Here is a 22,336-nt window from a genome sequence, read left to right on the forward strand (position 1 = left end):
GCTTACAGGTTGTTCTGTTTAAGCTCGTTTACAGCGTGGTTCACCGCGCGCGCTGTCAGCGCCATATAAGTGAGCGTAGGATTTTGTGTGGAGGTGGAAGTCATGCAGGCGCCGTCCGTCACGAACACATTCTTGCATAAATGCAACTGGTTCCATTTATTCAGCAGCGATGTTTTCGGATCGTGCCCCATGCGTACGCCGCCCATTTCGTGGATGTCGTTGCCGGGTCTGCGGTTGTCGTCCCGGGTGCGGATATTGGTAAAACCAGCTTTTTCGTACATCTCGGTCATCTGTTCATAATAATCTTTCCGCATCTTTTTGTCGTTTTCGTCGTAGTCGATGGAAATGCGCAGCAGCGGAATACCCCAGGCATCTTTTTTATCGGCGTCCAGGGCTACAAAATTGGATTCCTTGGGTATGGTTTCCGCCATCATATGCGAGCTCACGCGCCAGGGGCCGAGCTTGGGGTTCAGCATGCCTTCTTTCAGGTCGTTGCCTATGCCCGATGTATCGCGCACGTCGGAACGGCCCGCCCTGAATCCCGCTGCCCATCCCCGCAGGAAGTCGGTTTCCTGCCTGTAAACGTTGCGGAAGCGGGGGATATAGCCGCCGCCGGCGGGGTTGCGCCCGTCGGTGCGGAATTGCTGCAAGCCGTCGAAATCGGCGCCGATGGTAGCGGAATAGTTGTGGAACGCCACGTATTTGCCCATGATGCCGTTATCATTTCCCAGCCCTTGCGGGAAGCGGTTGGAAACGGAATTAAGCAGGATCAGGTTGGTATTTAAGGTCGCGGCGTTTACAAAGATCACCTTGGCGAAAAACTCCATTTCTTCTTTTGTATTGGTATCGATCACTTTTACGCCCGTCGCTTTGCCTTTGGTTTCGTCGTAGATGATGGAATGCACCACGGAGTGGGGCCTCAGGGTGAGATTGCCCGTTTTCTGCGCCCAGGGAATGGTTACGGCATTGGCGCTGTAATAGCCGCCGAACGGACACCCCCGCTGGCAAAGCACCCGGTTCTGGCATTGCACGCGGCCCTGCTCGAGATGGATCGGGTTCGGCTTTGAAAGGTGCGCGCAACGCGCGCTGATCACGTGGCGGTTTTTATAATGCAGCTTCACCGCTTTGCTGAAATGATCTTCCGCAGCATTGAGCGGGAAAGCCGGCAGGTGATCGCCATCCGGCAATTCGGGAATCCCGTCGTTGTTGCCCGAAACGCCGATGAAACGTTCCACATGGCTGTACCAGGGCGCAATATCTTTATACCGGATGGGCCAGTCCACCGAAAACCCGTCACGAGCGGGCCCTTCGTAATCAAAGTCGCTCCAGCGCTGTACCTGCCGCGCCCACATCAGCGATTTGCCGCCTACCTGGTAGCCGCGTATCCAGTCGAAATCCTTCACCTGGATATAAGGATGCTCGTCGTCCTTTACAAAAAAATGTTGCGTATCCTCCCGGTAGGCATAACACCGGTTCGCAATGGGATTTTTCTGCTGATCGGCATAGGGCATTTCCATTCGGTGCTCGAACTCATAGGGATACATGTTGGTCGTGGGATAGTCTTTCAGATGCTCCACATTGCGGCCGCGTTCCAACAATAATGTCTTGAACCCTTTTTCCGTAAATTCCTTGGCGGCCCAACTGCCGCTGGCCCCCGAGCCTACTACGATGGCATCAAATGTCCGTTCCTTTATACTGTCTATTGCCAGGTTTACCATGGAGGTATTGTTATTTTTTTAGTTTATGCGATTGTAATGTGTGTCAGGCAGGGGCAAAACCATTGTACCTGCCCGGCACGAGCTCATACTTCACGAGATTGGTCATTACATACCTGGAGTTCATATAACCCTGTATGGCCCGGCGTTTGGTGATAGAGAAGAATTTTTTCAGCTCCTCGTTGTCGCTCTTGCCGATTTTGTCCAGCAGCTTGACGCGGCTGTCGGTATTGGCGGCGGCAAATTCACCGTCCAGCTCTTTTTCCGACCATGCTGAAAATGCCGACAATCCCTTTGCGAATTGTTGCTGGTCCTTCGGACTATGGCAATCATCCACCATTTTCAGGACGAACAGGTGCAACAGCAATTCTTTGCCGCCGGGTGTATCCGTAGCAGGAATAAGGGTTTCTGTCAGCTCAGCCAATAGCCGCTCATCATCCTCGCTGATGGCGAGATTCGCCAATTCGATGCTGGCTTTTCCGGATTTCCGGAAACAGGCCGGAAGTACGAGGGCGCCCCCGGCGATGTATAAGAGGTTGCGTACGGCAGCTCTGCGGTTCATATTTTAGTTTAAGATTTCAATAATAAGAAAAATTATTCTGAATCTTCTAACCCTGGCGATGCCTTAAGTTGCCGGTTTTCCTGGCTCTTGTTTTTGTGGCGCAGCCAAAAGAGAATTGACAGCGCTTGACTTACTTTCATAATCGATGCAATTTTTCAGGTCACTGGATCGTGCATTTTTAGCACATTTTGATCTTAGATTCAGTTCTTGAAAGCCAATGCAGTAAGGCATTTCGTAGAAATTCGGCTACACTAACTCCGGAAATTTTGTGTAACCGAATTTGTCACCGATTAGCTTGATATAACATCGATTACGATCATACCCCCGAAAACAGAAAAGCCGCGTAAACACTATGTTTTACACGGCTTTAATATTTTTGTTCTTAAAAAAGTGACCCTGTAGGGACTCGAACCCTAGGCCCGCTGATTAAGAGTCAGCTGCTCTACCAACTGAGCTACAGAGTCAAAAAAGTGCTCAAAAGTAATGATTTTCCGGATTAAACCGGCATGATCCGGTACGCGCAATGCCGCGCGCCTTCCAATACATGGTCCATCCGCTCTATCGTGCCCCATTCTTTGAATATCTGCTGGAAGGTGGAAAGCTCCACTTTACAGATATCATGACAGGCATTGGCCGCCGCGCAGATAGGGCAGTGGTTCTCCGTCATCACGAACCCTTCGCCTTCACGGCGGTATTCGGCCAGGTAACCGTCGCGGCTGCGCAGCTCGGTGAACTTGCGCACCTTGGCTTCCAGGCCTTCTTCGTCTTTGATCTCGTCGTGGTAACGTAAAAGGACTTTGTACTCCCGGGCGGAGATCACATTGCCCAGCGCCTCGTCTCCCAGCACGTCGCGGATCGTGTTGATCAGCTGTACGGTCAGTTCGGCATGACTGTCCGGAAACCGGCGGTTGCCTTTTTCGCTCAGGCTCCATAACAACGACGGCCGGCCCACACCCCTGGAAATAGATTCGAATACCACCCAGCCTTCCTCCGCCAGGCGCTGCAGCTGCTGCCGCGCGCCCTCGCCCGTAATGCCCAGCTCCTGCGCTATCCCATTGGTACTCAACGGCCCTTTGGTCTTTAACAGCAGCAGCATACGGTCTGATGAAGAGGTGTGATATGCTTTGTAATTTTCCAAGTTTTTACTTGCTTTATTCGCAAATATCGTAACTTTGTCGGGATTTCAAGCAACGATTTTGCAGAAGTCCATGAAAATAGGCCGTCAATAACAAGGATTAGAGCTTTTCGCTACCTATCTTTGTAACCTGATTCCCGAAAAATACGGAAAAATTACGGTCATTTTCAATGTTTTAGACCCAATTAACTGATAGAGAAGTATATAAATATATGAGCGCAGAACAAGACATATTACAGGAACTGGCGGGCCGGGATTATGAGTTCGGATTCGAGACGCAGATCGAGATGGATATTGCGCCTCCCGGGCTGAATGAAGATATCATCCGCTTCATTTCCGCTAAAAAACAGGAACCCGAATGGTTGCTGGAATGGCGGCTGAAAGGATTCCAGCTTTTCCAGAAACTGTCTATGCCCACCTGGCAGAATTTTAAACTCCCGGAAGTCGATTTCCAGGGCGTTTCTTATTATGCCGCACCGAAAAATCAGGTTAAATACAACAGCCTGGACGAAGTAGATCCCGAACTGCTGGCCACCTTCGCCAAACTCGGCATCCCCCTCGAAGAACAGAAAATGCTTTCCGGCGTAGCGGTAGACGCGGTGTTCGACAGCATTTCTGTGGCTACCACCTTTAAAGCGCAGCTGCACGAGCTCGGCATCATCTTCTGCTCCTTCGGCGAAGCGGTGCAGGAACATCCCGAGCTGGTTAAAAAATACCTCGGCTCCGTGGTGCCCCAGGCGGATAACATCTACGCCGCGCTGAACTCCGCCGTGTTCTCCGACGGCTCTTTCGTATACATTCCCAAAGGCGTTCGCTGCCCGATGGAACTTTCCACCTACTTCCGCATCAACGCCAAAAATACCGGCCAGTTCGAACGCACGCTTATTATTGCCGACGAAGGCAGCTATGTGAGCTATCTCGAAGGCTGCACCGCCCCCATGCGCGACGAAAACCAGCTGCACGCAGCAGTAGTGGAGCTCATTGCGCTGGACGATTCAGAGATCAAATACTCCACCGTGCAGAACTGGTACCCCGGCGATGCAGACGGTAAAGGAGGCATCTATAACTTCGTGACCAAACGCGGCATCTGTAAAGGAAAAAATTCCAAGATCAGCTGGACGCAGGTGGAAACCGGCTCCGCCATCACCTGGAAATACCCCGGCGTGATCCTGCAGGGCGACAATTCCATCGGCGAGTTCTATTCCGTGGCCGTTACGTCCAAACGCCAGGTGGCAGACACCGGCACCAAAATGGTGCACATCGGTAAAAACACCAAAAGCCGCATCATTTCCAAAGGTATTTCCGCCATTCACGGACAGAATACGTACCGCGGGCTGGTGAAAGTAGGGCCCAACGCCACCAACGCGCGCAACTTCACGCAGTGCGATTCCCTGCTGATAGGCGACCGCTGCGGCGCGCATACCTTCCCGTATATCGAATCCAAAAACAATACGGCGATGGTGGAGCACGAGGCCACTACCTCCAAGATCGGGGAAGACCAGGTGTTTTACCTCAACCAGCGCGGCATCGACAACGAGCAGGCGGTGAATATGATCGTAAACGGATACGCAAAAGAAGTACTTAACCAGCTGCCCATGGAGTTTGCCGTGGAAGCGCAAAAATTATTGTCCATCACGCTGGAAGGCAGTGTTGGATAACATAAACAAACCAAGAAATGCTCAATATCAAGAACCTGCATGCTGCAGTAGAAGGAAATGCTATTCTGAAAGGCATTAATCTGAATGTGAAAGCGGGCGAAGTACACGCCATCATGGGGCCGAACGGCTCCGGTAAAAGTTCCCTGGCCTCCGTACTGGCCGGAAGGGAAGCTTATGAAGTAACTGAAGGTTCCGTGGATTTCGACGGGAAAGACCTGCTGGACATGAGCCCCGAGGTTCGTGCCCGCGAAGGCCTCTTCCTTGCCTTCCAGTACCCGGTAGAAATACCCGGTGTTTCCAACATCAACTTCCTCAAAACAGCGGTGAACGAAGTGCGCGCTTATCACGGCCAGCCCCCGATGCAGGCCAAAGCGTTCCTGGACATGCTCAAATCCAAACAGAAACTGATGGAATTTGACGCCAACCTCATGAACCGCTCCCTGAACGAAGGTTTCTCCGGCGGTGAAAAGAAACGCAACGACATCTTCCAGATGGCCATGCTCGAGCCCAAACTCGCGATCATGGACGAAACGGATTCCGGCCTCGACATCGACGCCCTCCGCATCGTTTCTGCGGGTGTGAACAAGCTGCGCGGCAAGGACAATGCGTTTATCATCATCACGCACTACCAGCGCCTGCTGGAATACATCGTTCCGGATTTTGTACATGTGCTCTACAACGGCCGTATCGTGAAATCAGGCACCAAAGAACTGGCGCTGGAACTGGAAGAAAAAGGATACGACTGGCTGAAAGAAGACATCCGTTTAGAAGAACCCGTACAATAAACCATGACCACTACAACGAGCAATACCAATATATCATTTGCCGAAACGCTGCCTGCCCTGTTCACCGCACAGTTCGGCAACAGCGGATGGCCCGGGAGAAAAACGGCCCTGGAACGTTTCCAGGCGCTGGGCGGCATCCCGACCGTTAAAACGGAAGACTGGAAATACACCAACGTGGTTCCTTTCTTCAAAAACGGCCTCAGCATCGCCCTGCCCGAAACCCCCGCCATCACCGCACAACAGCTCGAAGCCACCGGCCTGCTGCTGCCCGACACTTACCGCCTCGTGCTGGTGAACGGCGTGCTGCAATCCGCGCTCAGCATACTGCCCCCCGCCACGCAGGTAACCGTTGCCCGCCTCAGCGAAGCAGCGTCCCAGCCGGCTTACGCGCAGTATTTCAACAAAAGCAAAAAACTGGAAGAACATCATTTCGCACAGCTCAACACCGCTTTGTTCAATGATGGACTTTTTATAGAAGTAAAAGCGAAAGCGCAGGTGGAACAACCGATCCACATCATCCACCTGTACCACAACAACGGCAACCTGCTCGTAAACCCGCGCCACCTCTGGGTTGCGCAGGAAGGTTCCGAAGCGAAGCTGATCGAATCGGCAGCCGCCGTCGGCACCACCGGCACCGTACTGGTGAACAGCGTGGCCGAAGCCGTTGTGACCGAACGCGCCCAGCTGAGCCATTACCAGCTGCAGACCGGCGGCGCAGGCCTCCGTTTCATCAACCAGACGCTGGTGGAACAAATGGGCAAAAGCCTTTACAACAACTATACTTTCACCCTGTCGGAATCCGACCTGGTGCGCAATAACCTGAACATCTCCCTGGACGCCGAGCGTACCGAAACCCACCTTTACGGTTTTTATATCGCGGCGGGCAGCCAGCTGGTAGACAATCACTCGTCTGTAGACCACCGCATGCCCCATTGCGAAAGCAACGAACTGTACCGCGGCGTGATGATGGACAAGGCTACCGGCGTGTTCAACGGGAAGATCTTCGTGCACGAAGACGCACAGAAAACCAACGCTTTCCAGCAGAACAACAACCTCGTCATTTCCCCTTCAGCCAGCATTTACACCAAACCGCAGCTGGAGATCTATGCCGACGACGTGAAATGCAGTCATGGCACCACCATCGGGCAGGTGAGCGAAGACGCGTTGTTCTATCTCAAAGCCCGCGGCATCGGCGACGCCGAAGCCCGCAACATGCTCGTGAAAGCATTCGCTTTCGACGTTACCGCCCAGGTTAAAATTCCGGCCGTGCGCAAACAGGTGGAGCAGATCGCTTCCAGGTACCTGTCTGTTGCGACCAACAACTAAAAACGGAATAACATGGAGACCACTACAGCCGAACATATCATCTGGCAGGAAGCAGACCTGATCAGGAACGAGTTCCCGATCCTGAAACAAACGGTGAACGGCCGCCCGCTGGTGTACCTCGATAACGGGGCCACCACGCAGAAGCCCGTATCCGTGATCCGCTCCATGCAGGAATATTACACCACTTACAACAGCAATGTGCACCGTGGCGTACATACCCTCAGCCAGCAGGCTACCGCCGCTTACGAAGCCGCCCGCCACCAGGTGGCCGCCTTTATCGGCGCGCACCATCACGAAGTAGTGTTCACCAAAGGCACTACCGACGCGATCAACCTCGTAGCCAACGGTTTCCGGAAAGATATCCTGAAGGAAGGCGACGAAGTGATCATCTCCGCCATGGAGCATCACTCCAACATCGTGCCCTGGCAGCTGGCCTGCGAAGAGAAAAACGCGAAAGTGAAAGTGGTGCCCATCAACGAAAAGGGAGAGCTGGACATGGATAAATTCCGCTCCATGCTCAATTCCCGCGTGAAGATCGTGGCCATCACCTGGGTGAGCAACACCATGGGCACGGTAAACCCTGTGAAAGAGATCATTTCCCTCGCGCACGAACAGGGCATCCCCGTATTGCTCGACGCCGCGCAGGCCGCCGCGCACATTCCCATCCGCGTACACGAGCTGGATGTAGACTTCCTCGCGCTTTCCGGTCACAAGCTGTTCGGCCCCACCGGCATCGGCATCCTGTACGGGAAAGAAAGCTGGCTGGATAAACTGCCCCCGTACCAGGGCGGCGGCGATATGATCAAACACGTAACGTTCGAAAAAACGACCTATAACGAACCGCCGCTGAAGTTCGAAGCCGGTACGCCCGCCATCTGCGAGGCCATCGGCCTGGGCGCGGCTGTGGCATGGGCCAGCAAGCTCGGCATTCACCGCATCAACGCGTACGAGCACCAACTCACGGAATATGCCATCAATGCGCTGAGAGGTATACCAGGACTGCGTTTCATCGGCGAAGCCAAACACCGCAGCGGCGCCATTTCGTTCCTCGTGGGCGATACCCACCCGTCTGACGTAGGCGTGCTGCTCGACCAGCAGGGCATAGCCGTACGCACCGGCCACCATTGCACGCAGCCGCTGTGCGACCTGTTCGGCATTCCCGGCACCGTACGCGCTTCGCTGGCAGTGTACAACAATACTGAAGACATCGACCGCCTCGTGGAAGGTGTGCAGAAAGCCGTAACTTTGCTGGGTTAATCAAAACCAGGGACATAATGACTATCAAAGAGCAACAGGACAGGATCATAGAAGATTTCGAGGTGTTTGGCGACTGGATGGAGAAATACGAATACATCATCCAGCTGGGGAAAGACCTTCCGCTCATCGATCCGAAATATAAAACAGACGATAACCTCATCCGTGGCTGCCAGAGCAAAGTTTGGCTGCACGCGGAACTGATCGGAGGCAAACTCGTATTCACCGCAGACAGCGACGCGGTGATCACCAAAGGTCTTGTGGGCCTCGTAATTCAGGTGCTGAGCGGCCAGACGCCAAAAGATATAGCGGAAGCGGAGATCTACTTCATCGACGCCATCGGCCTCACCAGCCATCTTTCCCCCACACGCTCCAACGGCCTGCTGAGCATGCTCAAACAGATCAAACTATACGCCATCGGTTACCAGGCTAAATCACTGCAAAACTGATCAACAATGGAAACAACACTCAGAGACCAGGTGGAAGAAACGCTCCGTACCGTGTACGACCCGGAAATACCGGTGAATATCTATGACCTGGGCCTCGTTTATAAAATAGAAATAGGAGAGGAAGGCAAAGTGCTGGTGATCATGACCCTCACCGCCCCCGGGTGCCCCGTTGCCGGCAGCATCATGGAAGAAGTGAACAACAAGGTCTCCGCCATCCCCGGAGTATCCAGCGCAGACGTACGGCTTACCTTCGACCCGCCATGGACGAAAGACATGATGAGCGAAGAAGCAAAACTTGAATTAGGATTTTTATAATACACCATGAAGACGCTGTGAACAGGCGTCTTTTTATTTTACGCAACATGGCAGAAGACCTCAGCATCGTTACAGGAAACAAGGAAGAACAATACCGGTCGCTGCTCCCGCAGATCAAAGCGCTGATCGCCGGGGAGCCGGACCAGACGGCCAATCTCGCCAATATCGCCGCCGCGCTCAAAGAGCAATTCGGCTGGTTCTGGACAGGGTTTTACCTCGTAAAAGGCGACGAGCTCGTTTTAGGCCCTTTCCAGGGCCCTGTAGCCTGCACGCGCATCCGCAAGGGCAGGGGCGTTTGCGGCGCCAGCTGGCAGCAGGCCGCCACGCTGATCGTGCCTGACGTGGAAAAATTCCCCGGGCATATCGCCTGCAGCAGCCTTTCCCGTTCGGAGATCGTAGTGCCGCTGATTAGGAACGGCGAAGTATTCGGCGTGCTGGATGTAGACAGCGCTCATCTCGATGAATTTGACGAAACCGATCAAAAATACCTGGAAGAAATCGTGAGCTGGATCGAATAAACACTCAAAAAATCCTGCTATGAAGCATCTCCTGTTCTCCCTGATCGCCGGCTGCATCAGCTTTTCCGCCGCGGCGCAAAACACTTCCTACAACAAAGCGCTGGCAGACAGCCTGGGCGCCGACCAGTACGGCATGAAAATGTACCAGCTGGTGATCCTCAAAACCGGCAGCAACAACATCGAAGACAAAGAAAAAGTGACGGAGCTTTTCCGTGGTCACATGGCCAACATCGGCAAGCTGGTGAAAGAAGGAAAGCTCATCGTGGCGGGCCCGCTCGGCAAAAACGACAAACAATACCGCGGCATTTTTATCTTTTCCGTGAAAACAACGGAAGAAGCCGAAGCCCTGCTGCAATCCGACCCGGCCATCAGCTCAAAAATGCTGGAAGCGGAAATTTATCCCTGGTATGGCTCGGCGGCACTGCCGAAATACCTGGAGTTTCATTCGCAGATCGAACAGGCGAAACCTTAATACGGAAAGCCCGCGGCTTTATCAGCGCGGGCTTTCCGGTCAACCCATTGAAGCTATGAAAATCCGGTCTAATATCTCATCAAAGCCGCTATCATGGCGCCATCCGGCATGTATTCCGCTTCCGTGGCGAATACCGTGGCGCCGGTCTGCAGCGCTTTCGACACCGCGGCGTTCAGCATACACGCGTCGTCATTTTGCCGTTCTTCACTGAGCATAAGTCGGTTGTTCTGCTCGTCGAACGTGCCCCACAGCAGGCAGTCTTTCCGTACGAACACGATCTCTACCCTCGCATAATAACAAGCGGGAATCACATCCTCCGGCGAGGAAGACGTGAGGCCGGTGGCGCGGTTGTTATGATAACGTTCCAGCGCCTGGTTGAACGATTGCTCGAAATGCGGCTGCATCAGCGGTCTTGCTTTTTCGAACATCGTGCCGGCGTTTTCCCTTTCGAAGTTGCCGGACAAATGTCCGTCGTGTATATGCCGGTACCGCGACCGCTGTTTGAAGATCGGGATGAGATAATCCACGCCGGCCAGCAGCAGCGGCACGTTTTCGACAGACAGCCGTTTCGCCCAAAGCGTTTCGTCCACTTCGTCCATATACATCGAAATATTTTCCTTTTCATCGGGCTTGCCCGCGCCGATGCCATGGTAGTTGGCGCCTTCGCCCGCGCCGCGGCCGCCGGTGCGGAATAATTTCTGGTCATCTTTTTCCTCAAAATGTACCACATCGTCTATGCCGTGCGGCATTTCAGGCACCGGCACTTCGTGCATGCCCCAGCCGTCTCCTTCGTAAAGCGTTGCTTTGCTTTTGCTGAGCGCCAGCAGGTAAAAACGTTCGCGGCCCTGTAAAAGACCGAGCAGCGGGCTTACATAAAAGGTTTCCTGTACGTACACCAGCGATCCCACAGGGTACGGTAGTTGCATGTACCGCGTAACGCCGGGGGCGATGAATACGGCAAGACCGTCCTGCTGCGAATGCCAGAACTGTTCGTCTTTCGCAAGATCGAAACCGCCGGCCAGCAAGGATGATATCTCATTCGCCGGCAGGCCTTTTTCCTGCAGTTCCTGTTCCACCTGTTGCAGTGCGTTTTTGAATAGTACCATATCCTGCAGTTCGTTCACTGCCACGCCGGAGCGGTGTGTGGGCATGTAAATGGAAACGGAACGCGGGGATTGATGACGGGCCAGCTGCAGCAGGTCCTCGCGGGAGAACACCTGCCCGAAAGGCTCTACGCGCGCCGCTTCCTGCGATTGCTGCAATGTGTCGGACTGTTGTTTATAGGTGATATATTCCGGTTGCTGGTCTGCCAGTGTTTCTTCCTCACCTTTGCTCACATTGCGGTTGGGATGCATTACATGCACGTTGGAAAGATCGGCGTCTGTTTCACGCAGGTCTTCCCGGAAATCCGCATTTTCTTCCCTGTTGTTACCGGAAGGTTTACCCTTGGGTGGAATAAAATTCCCGTCTCTGCTCTTTGCCATAGTGAAAAGGTTTTACCGGAAAGAACACAAACACCGTACCCGCGGGAATAGCCGTAGATGCCAAACAACGGACGTTTATGTACGGTAGTTACTGTTGATGCGCCATTGTTTTCAAAACCGGCAGGCGGAAACATTCGAAATAAAAGGAAGGTATCGACGTAGGCGAAATGAATGCGAAACTGCTCGAAAAAGTGGAGGAACTTACACTATATGTCATCGAGCTGAAAAAGGAGATCGAAGCGTTGAAGAAAAAATGATCATTTGCCGGCAGATTCCATCGTAGCGGAAGTGGTGATCACATATTCCTTGTTTTCATCGCCCCATCTTTCGATGGCGCGGATTACCGGCATTACGCTTTCACCGATTGGAGTGAGGTAATATTCCACTTTCAGGGGCACGCTGTCTGGAAATACTTTTTTGGTAACGATGCCGAATTCCTCCAGCTCTCGCAGCTGCATATTGATCACGCGGGGAGCCGCCGCGGGAATGGCCGCGTGTATCTCCACCGGCCTGCGCACGCCTTTGTGAATGCTGTCGATGATGCAGGGTTTCCATTTCCCGCTCAGCACTTTCATCGTGATGTTGATGCCGCAGTCCAGGTCTTCCGGGATTTTACGTTCGTACATTTTTCATTTTTTTAACAACACAATGTTATCGAAATATCGGCGCATGGGGAATAAATTTTCCCTGTGGGAATAATTCTTCCCTTATTTTCTGAGCGGCCCGCGCTTCGGAAGTTTGCAGTAACAAAAACAAAAATCATGTCAACAAAAGGAAAAGTTACTGTGATCGGTTTGGGCGCAATGGGCGTTACCCTCGCCAAACTGCTGCTGCGGGCCGGGTATGCCGTTACCGTGTGGAACCGCAGCGCCGATAAAGCCAAAGAGCTCGTGGAAGCCGGCGTTGTGCTGGCCCAAAGCCCCGCCGCAGCCGTCGCCTCCAGCCCCGTGACGGTTGTGATCGTGTACGATCACAAAGCCACCAAAGCCATTCTCGAAACGCCCGAAGTGGAAGCCGTGCTGGAAGGCCGCACGCTGCTGCAACTTACTACCGTCAGTCCCGCCGAAGCCCGCAGTTCGCTGGAATGGGCAACCTCCAACGGCGCAGGCTACGTGAACGGCGCCATACAGGCCGCCCCGGGCCAGATGGGCCGCCCCGATACGCCGATCCTCGTATCCGGGAACAAGGATCTGCTGCAACAACTGGAGGGTATTCTGCAAACATTCGGCGGCGGCGTTACCAACCTCGGTGAAAATATCGCGGCGGCGCCTACGGTAGATCTTGCCACGCTGTCGTACATCTACGGCTCGTCCATCGGGTTTTTCCACGGCGCAAGGGTGATGGAAGCGGAAGGCCTGCCGGTGAACGAATTCGGCAATATCGTGGCGGGCATTACGCCCACGTTCGGCGAGTTCCTGCAATACCAGGGCAACAAAATTCACGGAAACGACTATACGATCGGGGAAAGCCCGCTGCGCATTTCCGTGGAAGCCACTGCGAGAATACAGCAGGCTGCAGAAGAAGCGGGCATCAACACAGAATTTCCCGTGCTGGCGGCTTCCCTGCTTAAACGGGCGGACGCCGCCGGGTACGGCAACGAAGAAGTGGCCGCGGTGATAAAAGTTTTGCGCGCCGGTTAACATACACAAAAATAATTAATAGGGCGGTATTTGCGTACCGCCCTTTTTATGCTTCCGCCTTTAACAAAAAATGCGTATTTTCCTCTACACCAAAATCAGCCCCCATGAGCTTAACCCGACGTTCCTTCATGAAAAACAGCCTGGGCGGCGCAGCCTTGCTGGGCCTGCCTTCCGCCGCGGTACAAGCCGCCGCGCCGCCTCCCGCGCCCGAAAAACCGTTTAAACTGGCCGTTTCCAGCTATTCCTACTGGCATTTCAGAACGCCGAAAGTGCCCATCGAAAAAGTGATCGACGAAGCCGCGAGGCTGAGCGTGGAAGGAGTGGACGTGCTGCACAGGCAGATGGAGAACGAAGACAATGCCTACCTGCAAAAACTGAAACGCCATGCTTTCCTGAACAGCGTAGACCTGGTGAGCCTTTCCATTCACCAGGACTTCGTGTCCCCCGACGCGGCCGAGCGCCAGAAAGATATCGATCATACCATCAAATGCATCGAATTGGCCTATAAAATGGGCATTCCGGCCATCCGGCTCAACTCCGGCCGCTGGGGCACCATCCGCTCGTTCGACGATCTCATGAAAGCCCGCGGGGTGGAGCAACCCATTCCCGGGTACACGGAAGACGATGCCTTTAAATGGTGCATCGACAGCATTGAAAAATGCCTGCCCAAAGCCGCGGAATGCGGCGTGCTGCTGGCGCTGGAAAACCACTGGGGACTTACCAGCACGCCCGAAGGACTGCTGCGCATCAAAAAAGCGATAGACGATCCCTGGCTGGGCGTGTTGATGGATACGGGCAACTTCCTCGAAAACCCTTACGACAAACTGGAACAGGTGGCGCCCCACGCGAGTTTCGTGCAGGCCAAAACCTACTACGGCGGTGGCGAATGGTATACCCTCGACCTCGATTATCCGCGCATCATCCAGATCCTCCGCAAAACGAATTACAAAGGATATATCGCCATCGAATTTGAAGGCAAGGAAGCCGCAGAAAGCGGCGTGCAGAAAAGCGTGGAAATGCTCCGCAAAGCGATGGGTTAACAAGCCGAATACGCCGCTTCCACGTCCCTGGCCCAAACGGCGAGCACTTCGGCGGTAGCCCTGTCTGCCCGGTCGAAAAATAGATGCTGCTTTACATCGAAACCGCAATAGCGGTAAATGCCCGCGTCTGAGGTGAGCCGCAATGCATTGTCCATGCCGCTTGCGCGGTATTCTTCATGACTTTTGCCATGCGTGTTGAAAATGTAAGCGGCCTTACCTCTGAGCAATCCCTGCTGCACGCCTTGATCGTAACGGTAAGCAAAACCGTAGGTCATCACCCGGTCGACATACCCTTTCATAATGGCGGGCATGCCGGTCCACCATACAGGATAAATAAACGTGACGGCATCCGCCCGGCGGATATATTCCTGTTCCCTGACGATATTTTCTTCATTTTCCCCTTTCATCTGCCCCTGCATATCCTGCAGCGAAAGCACGGGATCGAAGCCGATGGCGTACAGGTCGCGTATTTCCACTTCGTGCCCGGCGCGGCGGATGGCGGCAGCGGCGGTTTCTTTCAGGTGATGGTTGGCGCTCGATGTATTGGGATGCGCGTAAACGATGAGATGTTTCATGGTCGTAGTTTTACTGTACTGCAAAACTAGACCGGGGCGGGCGCCTGGTATTGTAAGAAAACGAAATGGCTCAGCCTCCCGCCAGGCATATTTCTTCCCGCAGCCGGAGGTATTCGGTGGGGGAAATGCCGAGGTAATGATTAAAGTCGCGGATCAGGTGGCTCTGGTCGTAAAACCCGCATTGGTCGATCACTTCAAACCAATCGGGCGTGCCCCTGTTGTTGAGCAGCTCCACGGCGCGCAGAAAACGGCGGTGGCGGTGGCATTCTTTGGCGCTGAAGCCGAGATATTTCTGGTAATTGAGCTGTACGTTCCTTTCGGATTGACCGGTTTCGCCGGCCGTCGCCTTCACGGGGCTCAGCGGCGAATCCTGGTTGCGGATGATGGTTTCGGCCGCGTTTTCCCTTTCGGTGAGATAACCGGCCGTCATATCGAGGATCATTTCCACGCGTTTGGCATTGTCCGGCTCGTTGGCGAGCGCATTCCGGAGCGTGGAAAAACAATGGCCCTGTACCAGTTCGCCCGGGTTTTTAAGATATTGGCTGCGGCCTTTCAGGCTTTGCCCGAAAAGCCGGTAAAACGCATCGAGCATAAAATTGGCCACCAATATCTGGTTGCCCGGCGGCAACGTATATTCGAGCGCGGTCTTTAACGGGCCGATAGCCATGCTGGCAGCAATCTCCACGTCGCCGTCCGGCAAATGCACGATGGCGGGCGGGCCGAAACTGAACACGAGGATGGTCTGGAAGGAAGGCACCAGCGTTTTCCGCACCGGCGCATCCCCGTTGTTGGCGGCGAAATAAAAAGGGGAAAACACCTCCTCCCAGTTGGCCGGTACGGGTATTCTCCCTTCTGAATATTTTTCCTGTGGTTCCATACAGGGTATAAAAGTACATAATCTGCGCATATCAGGGATGATAACCCGCGTCCGCGTATTTTTTCCGGTAAGCCAGCGGGCTGTAGGCAGTTACGCTCTTGAACTGCCGGTTGAAGTTGGAAAGCGTCTGGAATCCGCTCTCATAGCATATCTGCGCGATATCCAGGTTTTGCTCCAGCAGCAGTTTGCAGCTGTGCCCTATCCGGATCTCCGACAAAAAATCGGAGAACGTTTTATTGGCATGCGTTTTAAAATAACGGCTGAAAGACGAGGGCGTCATATTCGCAATGGCGGCCACTTCCTCGAGGGTGATCTTTTCGCGGAAGTTTTTCATCGCGTAAGCATGCACCTTGTTCATCCGTTCCGTGTCGGACGCTTTCAGCAGGTTGGTATAGTCTGCGCTGCTGAGCAGTTTGTATTCGGAAGAAGCGGCAAGGAAACTCAGCAGGTGCAGCAATGCCAGCACCCCGTCGAAATCCTTTGCTTTCACCAGTTCTTCCATGAGCTTCGCGGCTTTTTCCTGCGTTTTACCGATAAAACGGATGCCCTGCCGCGAACGGCCGAAAAGCTGCCGCAGCCGGTACGCCTCTTTTTTTTGCAGGAACCCGTGGCCGAGGAAGTCTTCATGGAAATACACCACGATCCCTTCCGTCCACACTGCTTTATTCCCTTCAAAATACTCATGTCCGCTTTGCCAGAGATGGGGCAGGTTAGGGCCAGTGAACACGAGGTCGCCGGGCGTGAACGGCGTTACGTGATCGCCGATGAAACGCGTGCCCGTACCGCGCAACACGATGAACAGCTGGTATTCCGAATGAAAATGCCAGTTGGGGTCGAAGTGCGGGGCTTTGAGGAATTTCACCTCAAAAGCCCTATCGGGCGAGATGCGCGATTTTTGCAGCGGCGCTTTCATAATTCCCAATCATTTATCATGGAAAAACGGCTTTTTTGAGTTTGAATGACAAAATACAGTCAAAAACCGACAATATTCAGGAAAGGGTTGTTTTTATTTATGTCGAATTTCGAAAACAGAATCAAATCGACCCATGAATATCCGTTTCCACGTTTGCATTTTTATGCTGATTGCCCTGGCCGCCTGCCGCCAGCCGCGCAGCGGCGCTATCGAAGTGCTTTTTCTCGGTCATGCCAGCGAACACCATCATTCCGAAAAGTACATGCCCCTGCTGGCCTCCGCGCTGGCTACGGAAGGCATTCATTTTACGTACACGGACGATCCGGCTTCGCTCAATAAAGAGAACCTCGCACGTTTCGATGCGCTGATGATCTACGCCAACCACGATTCCATTACGCCGGAACAGGAAACCGCGCTGGTGGATTTTGTGAAGTCCGGTAAAGGTTTTGTGCCGCTGCATTGCGCGAGTTATTGCTTCCGGAACTCACCCGCGTATGTCGATATGGTGGGCGGCCAGTTTCAAAGCCACGAAACGGGCACTTTTACGGCAACTGTTATCAACAAGGAACATCCTGTCACAAAAGGGCTGAAAGAATTTTCCACCTGGGACGAAACTTACGTGCACACGCAGCTGAGCAACGACCGCACCGTGCTGATGGAGCGCGTGGACGGCGTGCACCGCGAGCCCTGGACCTGGGTGAAGGAATATGGTAAAGGCCGCGTATTTTACACAGCTTACGGGCACGACGAGCGCACCTGGAACAATCCGGGTTTTCACGAACTGGTGCGCAACGGCATTCTTTGGGCCGTGGGCGATAAAGTGCGCGGCAATTGGGAAAAATACCGCAAGGAACTGCCCGTGCTGAAATACCACGACGAAGCCAATATTCCCAATTACGAAAAACGCGATCCCGCGCCGAAATTCCAGGAGCCGTTATCGCCCGATTCTTCCGCGAAACTTATACAGGTGCCGCCGGGTTTTGATCTGGAACTGTTCGCTTCCGAGCCGGATGTGATCAATCCCATTTCCATGGCCTGGGACGAAAAAGGAAGATTGTGGGTGATCGAAACCGTGGACTATCCCAACTCCGTACGCGACGATAAAGGCATCGGCGACGACCGCATCAAAATATGCGAAGATACGGATGGGGACGGCCGCGCGGACAAATTCACCGTTTTTGCCGATAACCTCAACATACCTACCAGCATGGCGTTTTACAACGGCGGCATCATCGTGTCGCAGGCGCCGCATTTCCTGTATCTCAAAGACACGAACGGCGACGGCAAGGCAGACGAGCGCACCGTGCTGATCGACGGCTGGGGCACGTTCGACACGCATGCCGGGCCCAGCAACCTGCAATACGGGATGGACAACCACATCTGGGGCGCGGTAGGTTATTCCGGCTTCAAAGGCACGGTGGGCGGTACTTACAGGGAATTCGGGCAGGGCCTGTACCGTTTCTCCCCGGACGCAAAATATTTCGAGTTCATGACCGGCACCAGCAACAACACCTGGGGCATGGCTTTCACGGCGCAGAACGACGTGTTCGGCTCCACGGCCAACAATACACATAGCGTGTTCATGGGCATCCCGCAAAAAGCCCTGCAGGGCGTGGAAGGGGCGCAGATCAGCGGCAGCGTCAAGATAGACGGGCATTACGCCATGCATCCCATCACGCAACATGTAAGGCAGGTAGACGTGTTTGGCGGTTTTACCGCGGCGGCCGGGCATTATTTTTATACGGCGAACAGTTTCCCGGAAGAATATCAACAGGCCGCTTTTGTATGCGAGCCCACCGGTCACCTCGTGCATATCGCGAAGATCGAAAAACAGGGCGCGGGCTTTAAGGAAAAAGACGGCTGGAACCTGTTTGCGAGCGCAGACGAATGGGTATCGCCGGTGGAAGCGAAAGCCGGTCCTGACGGCGCCGTATGGGTGCTGGACTGGTACAATTTCATCGTGCAGCACAACCCGACGCCCACGCCCGAACGCGGCGGTTATGCGGCGGTGAACGGCAAAGGCAATGCTTACGAAAACCCGCTGCGCGATAAAACCCACGGCCGCATCTGGCGCGTCGTGTACCGCGACGGCAAAAAGCCCGGCAAATTGGAATTGTCGAAAGACAAACCGGACGGTCTGCTGAAAGCATTGGGAAATGAAAATCTTTTCTGGCGGCTCACCGCGCAGCGTTTGCTGGTGGAGCGCCAGGACCTGGGCGTGGTGCGCGAGCTGGAAAATCTCGCTCAAACCGACGACCCCGCCGCATTGCACGCCCTTTGGGCGATAGACGGCCTGGGCGCCACCGCGGGATCGCGTAAGGTAGTGCAGGGCGCGTTACAACATAAAAACCCGGCTGTGCGCAAGGCAGCCATCCAGATATTGAGTAAATATCCACGCAGTGAACAGGAAATACTCGCTTCAGGCATCCTCAAAGACGGGGATGCAAACACCCGGCTGGCCGCAATCGTGTCGTTGACCGAAGCCGCGCCTTCCGAAGCCATCGGCCGTGAATTGTTCAACATGAGCAAAGAAGACGCCGTAAAGCAGGACGAATGGCTATCCAAGGCCGTGTACGCCGCGGCCAGCCGTCACCGCAAAGGATTTATCGGCGCGTTTACAGCGGCTAACCCGGATTTCAGCGTGCAGGCGCCGGCAGCGGTGAACCGTTCTTCCGCCTCGGCAAACGATGCGGCATGGAAGGAAATGAGACTGCCCACATTTATCGAAGACGCCGGGCTTGAGATCGACGGGGTGATCTGGTTCCGTCGTGTGGTAGACGTGCCGGCATCCGCGGCCGGCAAAAAAGCAACGCTTTCGCTCGGGCCTATCGACGATTCCGATGAAACGTTCGTGAACGGCGTAGCGGTGGGTAAAACGGAGAAAGCCTGGTCGAAACCGCGCGTGTACACCATTCCCGCCGGCGTGCTGAAAACGGGCAGGAACGTGATTGCCGTGCGGGTGGAAGATACCGGCGGGGGCGGGGGCATCTGCGGCAAACCGGAAGATCTTTACCTGGACGCTGGCGGTTCAAAGATCCCGCTCAACGGGCCGTGGAAATACGATGTGGAAGTGGCCAAAGGCGGCGGCAAACAGTTGTTCAAAGAAATGCCGCTGGCGGAAACGTTTGTGCGCACGTATCTGAACAAACAGGAAGCAGCCGCCAGCGGATCGGTGGCGGGCGCTACGGTGATCCACATCAAGGTCATCAAAAACGAGATGAAGTACGACCTGAAAAACTTTACCGTCAAAGCGGGCACGCCCGTGGAAATCATATTTGAAAACCCTGATTTCATGCAGCACAACCTGGTGATCGTTCAGCAGGGAGCGCTGGAAACGGTGGGCCGCTCGGCGGACAAGCTGGCGGCGGACCCGAACGGCGCGGAAATGCAGTATGTGCCTTCCATGCCGGAAGTATTGTTCTCCACACGGCTGGTGAACCCGCAGGAAAGCGTATCGCTGCATTTCACCGCACCGGCGCAGGCGGGCGATTACCCGTTCGTGTGCACTTTCCCGGGCCACTGGCGGATCATGAACGGCGTAATGAAAGTTGAGCCTTAAAAAAACGATTGAAGATGATGAACAATATCCGCCTCGGCGTAAGCACCTGGCTTTGGACCTCGCCCTTCACTACCGCCACCGTGGCGCTTTTCCCGAAGATCAGGGCGATGGGGTACGAAGCAGTGGAAATACCGGTGGAATACCCCGAACAGATCGACGCGCGAACGGTGAAAAAGGCGTTGGAAGACAATGGCCTCGAGCCCGTGGTATGCGGCGCTTTCGGCCCCACGCGCGATCTGACCAACGACGACCCGGCCGTGCACGAAAACTGTTTCGCCTACATCCGCCAGTGTTTCGACCTCTGCAACGCGTGGGGCGCCGGTTTTGTGGCTGGGCCGATGTATTCCGCCGTGGGCAAGGCGCGCATGGTGCCGCCGGAACAACGGAAAAAAGAATGGCAACTGGCGGTGCACAATCTTCGCAAAGTATGTGTGGAAGCGCAGTCCGCCGGGCTGTCGATCGCCATCGAGCCGCTGAACCGTTTTGAATCGGACCTGGTGAACACGGCTGAAGACGTAAAACGGCTGGTGACCGAGATCGATCATCCTTCAGCAGGCATCCTGCTGGACGGGTTTCATATGTCGATCGAGGAAAAAAGCATGGAAGAAGCCATTGTAACGGCGGGAGACCGCCTGCTGCATGTACAGGTGTCCGAAAACTACCGCGGGGTGCCGGGCACGGGGCAAACACCCTGGAACAGCCTGCGGCGCGGGCTGGAGCGAACGGGGTACAAAGGCGTGGTGTCCATCGAAAGTTTTACGCCGGAAATAAAAGAGCTGGCCGGGGCCGTTTGTATCTGGAAAAACCTGGCAGACAGCCAGGACGGCTTTGCGGAAGCCGGTTATCAATTCCTGAAAACATTATTAAAATAAGCGGACATGCAACAACGCAGGATCAACATAGCCATTGCCGGACTAGGCTTCGGCGCGGAATTTATACCCATCTACCAGCAGCATCCCGGTGCAAACCTCGTGGCCATCTGCCAGCGCACCCGCTCCCGCCTCGACGAGATCGGCGACGCTTTTAACATTCAGAAACGATACGTGGATTACGACGAAATGCTGCAGGACCCGGAGATAGACGCCGTGCACATCAACACGCCCATCCCCGACCACGGCGCGCAAAGCATCAAAGCGCTGAAAGCCGGCAAACACGTGGCCTGCACCGTGCCCATGGCCACCACCGTGGAAGAATGCGAAGAGATCGTGCGGTTGTGCAAGGAAACAGGGCTGACCTACATGATGATGGAAACCGTGGTGTACAGCCGCGAGTTCCTTTTTATGAAAGAGCTTTACGACAAAGGCGAGCTGGGCAAGGTGCAGTTCCTGAAAGCCAGTCACCAGCAGGATATGGACGGTTGGCCGGGCTATTGGCCGGGCCTCCCTCCGATGTATTACGCCACGCATTGCGTAGGCCCGGTACTGGGGCTGCTGCGCAGCGAAGCGGAATATGTTTCGTGTTTCGGTTCCGGCACCATCCGCGAAGACATGCATGGTTTTTACGGCTCGCCTTACGCGGTGGAAACCACGCAGATCAAGCTGCGCAATTCAGACCTCAGCGCGCATGTGTACCGTTCCCTTTTTGATGTGGCGCGGCAATACCGTGAGAGTTTCGAAGTGTACGGTTCGCTGAAATCCGTGGAATGGCCGCTGATAGAAGGCAAACCGCTGGTAGTGCATACCGCCAAAAAGCCCGAGCCTGAAATACCGGAAGAGGTGGAATGTCCCGATTTTGCGAAACTGCTGCCGGAAGAGATCAGGCGGTTTACGACCAAAGGCGTGTACGACGCGGACGAACATCAACATCTTTCGTTTGCGCAGGGCGGCGGCCATGGCGGCTCGCATCCGCACCTGGTGCATGCTTTCGTAAAAGCGTTGCAGGAAGGGAGCAGCCCATACCCGAACGCGGTGCAGTCAGCCAACATCACCTGTGTGGGCATTCTGGCGCACGAATCGGCCAAACAGGGCGGCAAGATCATTGAACTCCCTGCGTTTACGCTGGCGTAATAAAAAGATAACAAGGGCCGCGCGGGCTTCGGCCTGCGTGGCATGGCCCGCTT

General features: G+C 54.5%; 21 protein-coding genes and 1 tRNA gene. 13 read left to right on the forward strand and 9 right to left on the reverse strand.

Annotation, left to right across the window (positions count from 1 at the left end; all coding sequences use genetic code 11):
• Positions 1–2 precede the first annotated feature (2 nt).
• The 4 genes from J7I43_RS06165 to J7I43_RS06180 all read right to left on the reverse strand — a co-directional run bounded on the left by J7I43_RS06165 (position 3) and on the right by J7I43_RS06180 (position 3,415).
• The gene (locus J7I43_RS06165) at positions 3–1,718 is read right to left on the reverse strand and encodes a GMC oxidoreductase (protein WP_209144320.1); all 1,716 of its coding nucleotides are present in this window, start codon (positions 1,716–1,718) and stop codon (positions 3–5) included.
• 43 nt (positions 1,719–1,761) lie between these two features.
• Positions 1,762–2,277, reverse strand: coding sequence for a gluconate 2-dehydrogenase subunit 3 family protein (locus J7I43_RS06170; RefSeq protein ID WP_209144321.1), 516 nt, complete (start codon positions 2,275–2,277; stop codon positions 1,762–1,764).
• A gap of 391 nt (positions 2,278–2,668) precedes the next feature.
• Positions 2,669–2,741, reverse strand: a tRNA-Lys gene (locus J7I43_RS06175).
• A 32-nt stretch (positions 2,742–2,773) separates the two neighbouring features.
• Positions 2,774–3,415 (reverse strand): helix-turn-helix transcriptional regulator, encoded by a 642-nt coding sequence (locus tag J7I43_RS06180; protein ID WP_209144323.1) that lies wholly within the window; start codon positions 3,413–3,415, stop codon positions 2,774–2,776.
• 209 nt (positions 3,416–3,624) lie between these two features.
• On the opposite strand from J7I43_RS06180, the gene sufB reads away from it, so the two are divergent.
• The 8 genes from sufB to J7I43_RS06220 are packed head-to-tail and all read left to right on the forward strand — an operon-like array spanning position 3,625 to position 10,189.
• Positions 3,625–5,070, forward strand: a complete 1,446-nt coding sequence (gene sufB / locus J7I43_RS06185; RefSeq protein WP_209144325.1) for a Fe-S cluster assembly protein SufB — start codon at positions 3,625–3,627, stop codon at positions 5,068–5,070.
• A 17-nt stretch (positions 5,071–5,087) separates the two neighbouring features.
• Positions 5,088–5,855: a Fe-S cluster assembly ATPase SufC gene (gene sufC / locus J7I43_RS06190; protein WP_209144327.1), complete on the forward strand. Its 768-nt coding sequence runs from the start codon at positions 5,088–5,090 to the stop codon at positions 5,853–5,855.
• A gap of 3 nt (positions 5,856–5,858) precedes the next feature.
• Positions 5,859–7,181 (forward strand): Fe-S cluster assembly protein SufD, encoded by a 1,323-nt coding sequence (sufD, locus tag J7I43_RS06195; RefSeq protein WP_209144329.1) that lies wholly within the window; start codon positions 5,859–5,861, stop codon positions 7,179–7,181.
• Between the two features lie 12 nt (positions 7,182–7,193).
• Complete coding sequence (locus J7I43_RS06200) at positions 7,194–8,438, forward strand: aminotransferase class V-fold PLP-dependent enzyme (protein WP_209144331.1); 1,245 nt, start codon at positions 7,194–7,196, stop codon at positions 8,436–8,438.
• A 17-nt stretch (positions 8,439–8,455) separates the two neighbouring features.
• Positions 8,456–8,884 (forward strand): SufE family protein, encoded by a 429-nt coding sequence (locus J7I43_RS06205; RefSeq protein WP_209144333.1) that lies wholly within the window; start codon positions 8,456–8,458, stop codon positions 8,882–8,884.
• Positions 8,885–8,890: 6 nt separating this feature from the next.
• Entirely contained in the window at positions 8,891–9,199 is a 309-nt protein-coding gene (locus J7I43_RS06210; protein WP_209144335.1) for an SUF system Fe-S cluster assembly protein, read from the forward strand.
• Between the two features lie 47 nt (positions 9,200–9,246).
• On the forward strand, positions 9,247–9,717 hold the full coding sequence (locus J7I43_RS06215) for a GAF domain-containing protein (protein WP_209144337.1): 471 nt from the start codon (positions 9,247–9,249) through the stop codon (positions 9,715–9,717).
• Between the two features lie 19 nt (positions 9,718–9,736).
• Positions 9,737–10,189, forward strand: coding sequence for a YciI family protein (locus J7I43_RS06220; RefSeq protein WP_209144339.1), 453 nt, complete (start codon positions 9,737–9,739; stop codon positions 10,187–10,189).
• A 68-nt stretch (positions 10,190–10,257) separates the two neighbouring features.
• Here the strand turns inward: J7I43_RS06220 and J7I43_RS06225 are convergent, their stop codons facing one another.
• Positions 10,258–11,673: a baeRF7 domain-containing protein gene (locus J7I43_RS06225; protein ID WP_209144340.1), complete on the reverse strand. Its 1,416-nt coding sequence runs from the start codon at positions 11,671–11,673 to the stop codon at positions 10,258–10,260.
• 257 nt (positions 11,674–11,930) lie between these two features.
• Positions 11,931–12,299 (reverse strand): winged helix-turn-helix transcriptional regulator, encoded by a 369-nt coding sequence (locus J7I43_RS06230; RefSeq protein ID WP_209144342.1) that lies wholly within the window; start codon positions 12,297–12,299, stop codon positions 11,931–11,933.
• A 135-nt stretch (positions 12,300–12,434) separates the two neighbouring features.
• Between J7I43_RS06230 and J7I43_RS06235 the strand changes: the two genes are divergently transcribed.
• On the forward strand, positions 12,435–13,313 hold the full coding sequence (locus J7I43_RS06235) for an NAD(P)-dependent oxidoreductase (RefSeq protein ID WP_209144344.1): 879 nt from the start codon (positions 12,435–12,437) through the stop codon (positions 13,311–13,313).
• A gap of 104 nt (positions 13,314–13,417) precedes the next feature.
• Positions 13,418–14,353: a sugar phosphate isomerase/epimerase family protein gene (locus J7I43_RS06240; protein ID WP_209144346.1), complete on the forward strand. Its 936-nt coding sequence runs from the start codon at positions 13,418–13,420 to the stop codon at positions 14,351–14,353.
• Here J7I43_RS06240 and J7I43_RS06245 read toward each other — a convergent pair.
• From J7I43_RS06245 to J7I43_RS06255, 3 genes are all read right to left on the reverse strand, one after another.
• Positions 14,350–14,928 (reverse strand): NAD(P)H-dependent oxidoreductase, encoded by a 579-nt coding sequence (locus J7I43_RS06245; protein WP_209144348.1) that lies wholly within the window; start codon positions 14,926–14,928, stop codon positions 14,350–14,352. The two genes, J7I43_RS06240 and J7I43_RS06245, sit on opposite strands and share 4 nt — an antisense overlap.
• 70 nt (positions 14,929–14,998) lie before the next feature.
• A complete protein-coding gene (locus tag J7I43_RS06250; protein WP_209144350.1) occupies positions 14,999–15,805 on the reverse strand; it encodes an AraC family transcriptional regulator in 807 nt (268 codons plus the stop codon).
• A gap of 31 nt (positions 15,806–15,836) precedes the next feature.
• Positions 15,837–16,718 carry an AraC family transcriptional regulator gene (locus tag J7I43_RS06255; RefSeq protein ID WP_209144352.1) on the reverse strand — a complete coding sequence of 294 codons (882 nt, stop codon included), beginning with the start codon at positions 16,716–16,718 and terminating at the stop codon, positions 15,837–15,839.
• A 133-nt stretch (positions 16,719–16,851) separates the two neighbouring features.
• On the opposite strand from J7I43_RS06255, the gene J7I43_RS06260 reads away from it, so the two are divergent.
• Genes J7I43_RS06260 through J7I43_RS06270 form a run of 3 tightly spaced genes read left to right on the forward strand, consistent with a single transcriptional unit; the run spans position 16,852 to position 22,283 of the window.
• Positions 16,852–20,277 carry a PVC-type heme-binding CxxCH protein gene (locus J7I43_RS06260; protein WP_209144354.1) on the forward strand — a complete coding sequence of 1,142 codons (3,426 nt, stop codon included), beginning with the start codon at positions 16,852–16,854 and terminating at the stop codon, positions 20,275–20,277.
• Between the two features lie 14 nt (positions 20,278–20,291).
• On the forward strand, positions 20,292–21,149 hold the full coding sequence (locus J7I43_RS06265; protein WP_209144356.1) for a sugar phosphate isomerase/epimerase family protein: 858 nt from the start codon (positions 20,292–20,294) through the stop codon (positions 21,147–21,149).
• 6 nt (positions 21,150–21,155) lie between these two features.
• Positions 21,156–22,283 carry a Gfo/Idh/MocA family protein gene (locus J7I43_RS06270; RefSeq protein WP_209144358.1) on the forward strand — a complete coding sequence of 376 codons (1,128 nt, stop codon included), beginning with the start codon at positions 21,156–21,158 and terminating at the stop codon, positions 22,281–22,283.
• The last annotated feature ends 53 nt before the right edge of the window (positions 22,284–22,336 follow it).

Source organism: Chitinophaga chungangae, from assembly GCF_017742215.1.
GTDB lineage: Bacteria > Bacteroidota > Bacteroidia > Chitinophagales > Chitinophagaceae > Chitinophaga > Chitinophaga chungangae.

What these genes read in the sequence shown, in the direction of transcription:
- J7I43_RS06165 (WP_209144320.1), bottom strand. Translation starts at nt 1,718, where the DNA reads ATGGTAAACCTGGCAATAGACAGTATAAAGGAACGGACATTTGATGCC.
- J7I43_RS06170 (WP_209144321.1), bottom strand. Translation starts at nt 2,277, where the DNA reads ATGAACCGCAGAGCTGCCGTACGCAACCTCTTATACATCGCCGGGGGC.
- sufB (WP_209144325.1), top strand. Translation starts at nt 3,625, where the DNA reads ATGAGCGCAGAACAAGACATATTACAGGAACTGGCGGGCCGGGATTAT.
- sufC (WP_209144327.1), top strand. Translation starts at nt 5,088, where the DNA reads ATGCTCAATATCAAGAACCTGCATGCTGCAGTAGAAGGAAATGCTATT.
- sufD (WP_209144329.1), top strand. Translation starts at nt 5,859, where the DNA reads ATGACCACTACAACGAGCAATACCAATATATCATTTGCCGAAACGCTG.
- J7I43_RS06200 (WP_209144331.1), top strand. Translation starts at nt 7,194, where the DNA reads ATGGAGACCACTACAGCCGAACATATCATCTGGCAGGAAGCAGACCTG.
- J7I43_RS06205 (WP_209144333.1), top strand. Translation starts at nt 8,456, where the DNA reads ATGACTATCAAAGAGCAACAGGACAGGATCATAGAAGATTTCGAGGTG.
- J7I43_RS06210 (WP_209144335.1), top strand. Translation starts at nt 8,891, where the DNA reads ATGGAAACAACACTCAGAGACCAGGTGGAAGAAACGCTCCGTACCGTG.
- J7I43_RS06215 (WP_209144337.1), top strand. Translation starts at nt 9,247, where the DNA reads ATGGCAGAAGACCTCAGCATCGTTACAGGAAACAAGGAAGAACAATAC.
- J7I43_RS06220 (WP_209144339.1), top strand. Translation starts at nt 9,737, where the DNA reads ATGAAGCATCTCCTGTTCTCCCTGATCGCCGGCTGCATCAGCTTTTCC.
- J7I43_RS06225 (WP_209144340.1), bottom strand. Translation starts at nt 11,673, where the DNA reads ATGGCAAAGAGCAGAGACGGGAATTTTATTCCACCCAAGGGTAAACCT.
- J7I43_RS06230 (WP_209144342.1), bottom strand. Translation starts at nt 12,299, where the DNA reads ATGTACGAACGTAAAATCCCGGAAGACCTGGACTGCGGCATCAACATC.
- J7I43_RS06235 (WP_209144344.1), top strand. Translation starts at nt 12,435, where the DNA reads ATGTCAACAAAAGGAAAAGTTACTGTGATCGGTTTGGGCGCAATGGGC.
- J7I43_RS06240 (WP_209144346.1), top strand. Translation starts at nt 13,418, where the DNA reads ATGAGCTTAACCCGACGTTCCTTCATGAAAAACAGCCTGGGCGGCGCA.
- J7I43_RS06245 (WP_209144348.1), bottom strand. Translation starts at nt 14,928, where the DNA reads ATGAAACATCTCATCGTTTACGCGCATCCCAATACATCGAGCGCCAAC.
- J7I43_RS06250 (WP_209144350.1), bottom strand. Translation starts at nt 15,805, where the DNA reads ATGGAACCACAGGAAAAATATTCAGAAGGGAGAATACCCGTACCGGCC.
- J7I43_RS06255 (WP_209144352.1), bottom strand. Translation starts at nt 16,718, where the DNA reads ATGAAAGCGCCGCTGCAAAAATCGCGCATCTCGCCCGATAGGGCTTTT.
- J7I43_RS06260 (WP_209144354.1), top strand. Translation starts at nt 16,852, where the DNA reads ATGAATATCCGTTTCCACGTTTGCATTTTTATGCTGATTGCCCTGGCC.
- J7I43_RS06265 (WP_209144356.1), top strand. Translation starts at nt 20,292, where the DNA reads ATGATGAACAATATCCGCCTCGGCGTAAGCACCTGGCTTTGGACCTCG.
- J7I43_RS06270 (WP_209144358.1), top strand. Translation starts at nt 21,156, where the DNA reads ATGCAACAACGCAGGATCAACATAGCCATTGCCGGACTAGGCTTCGGC.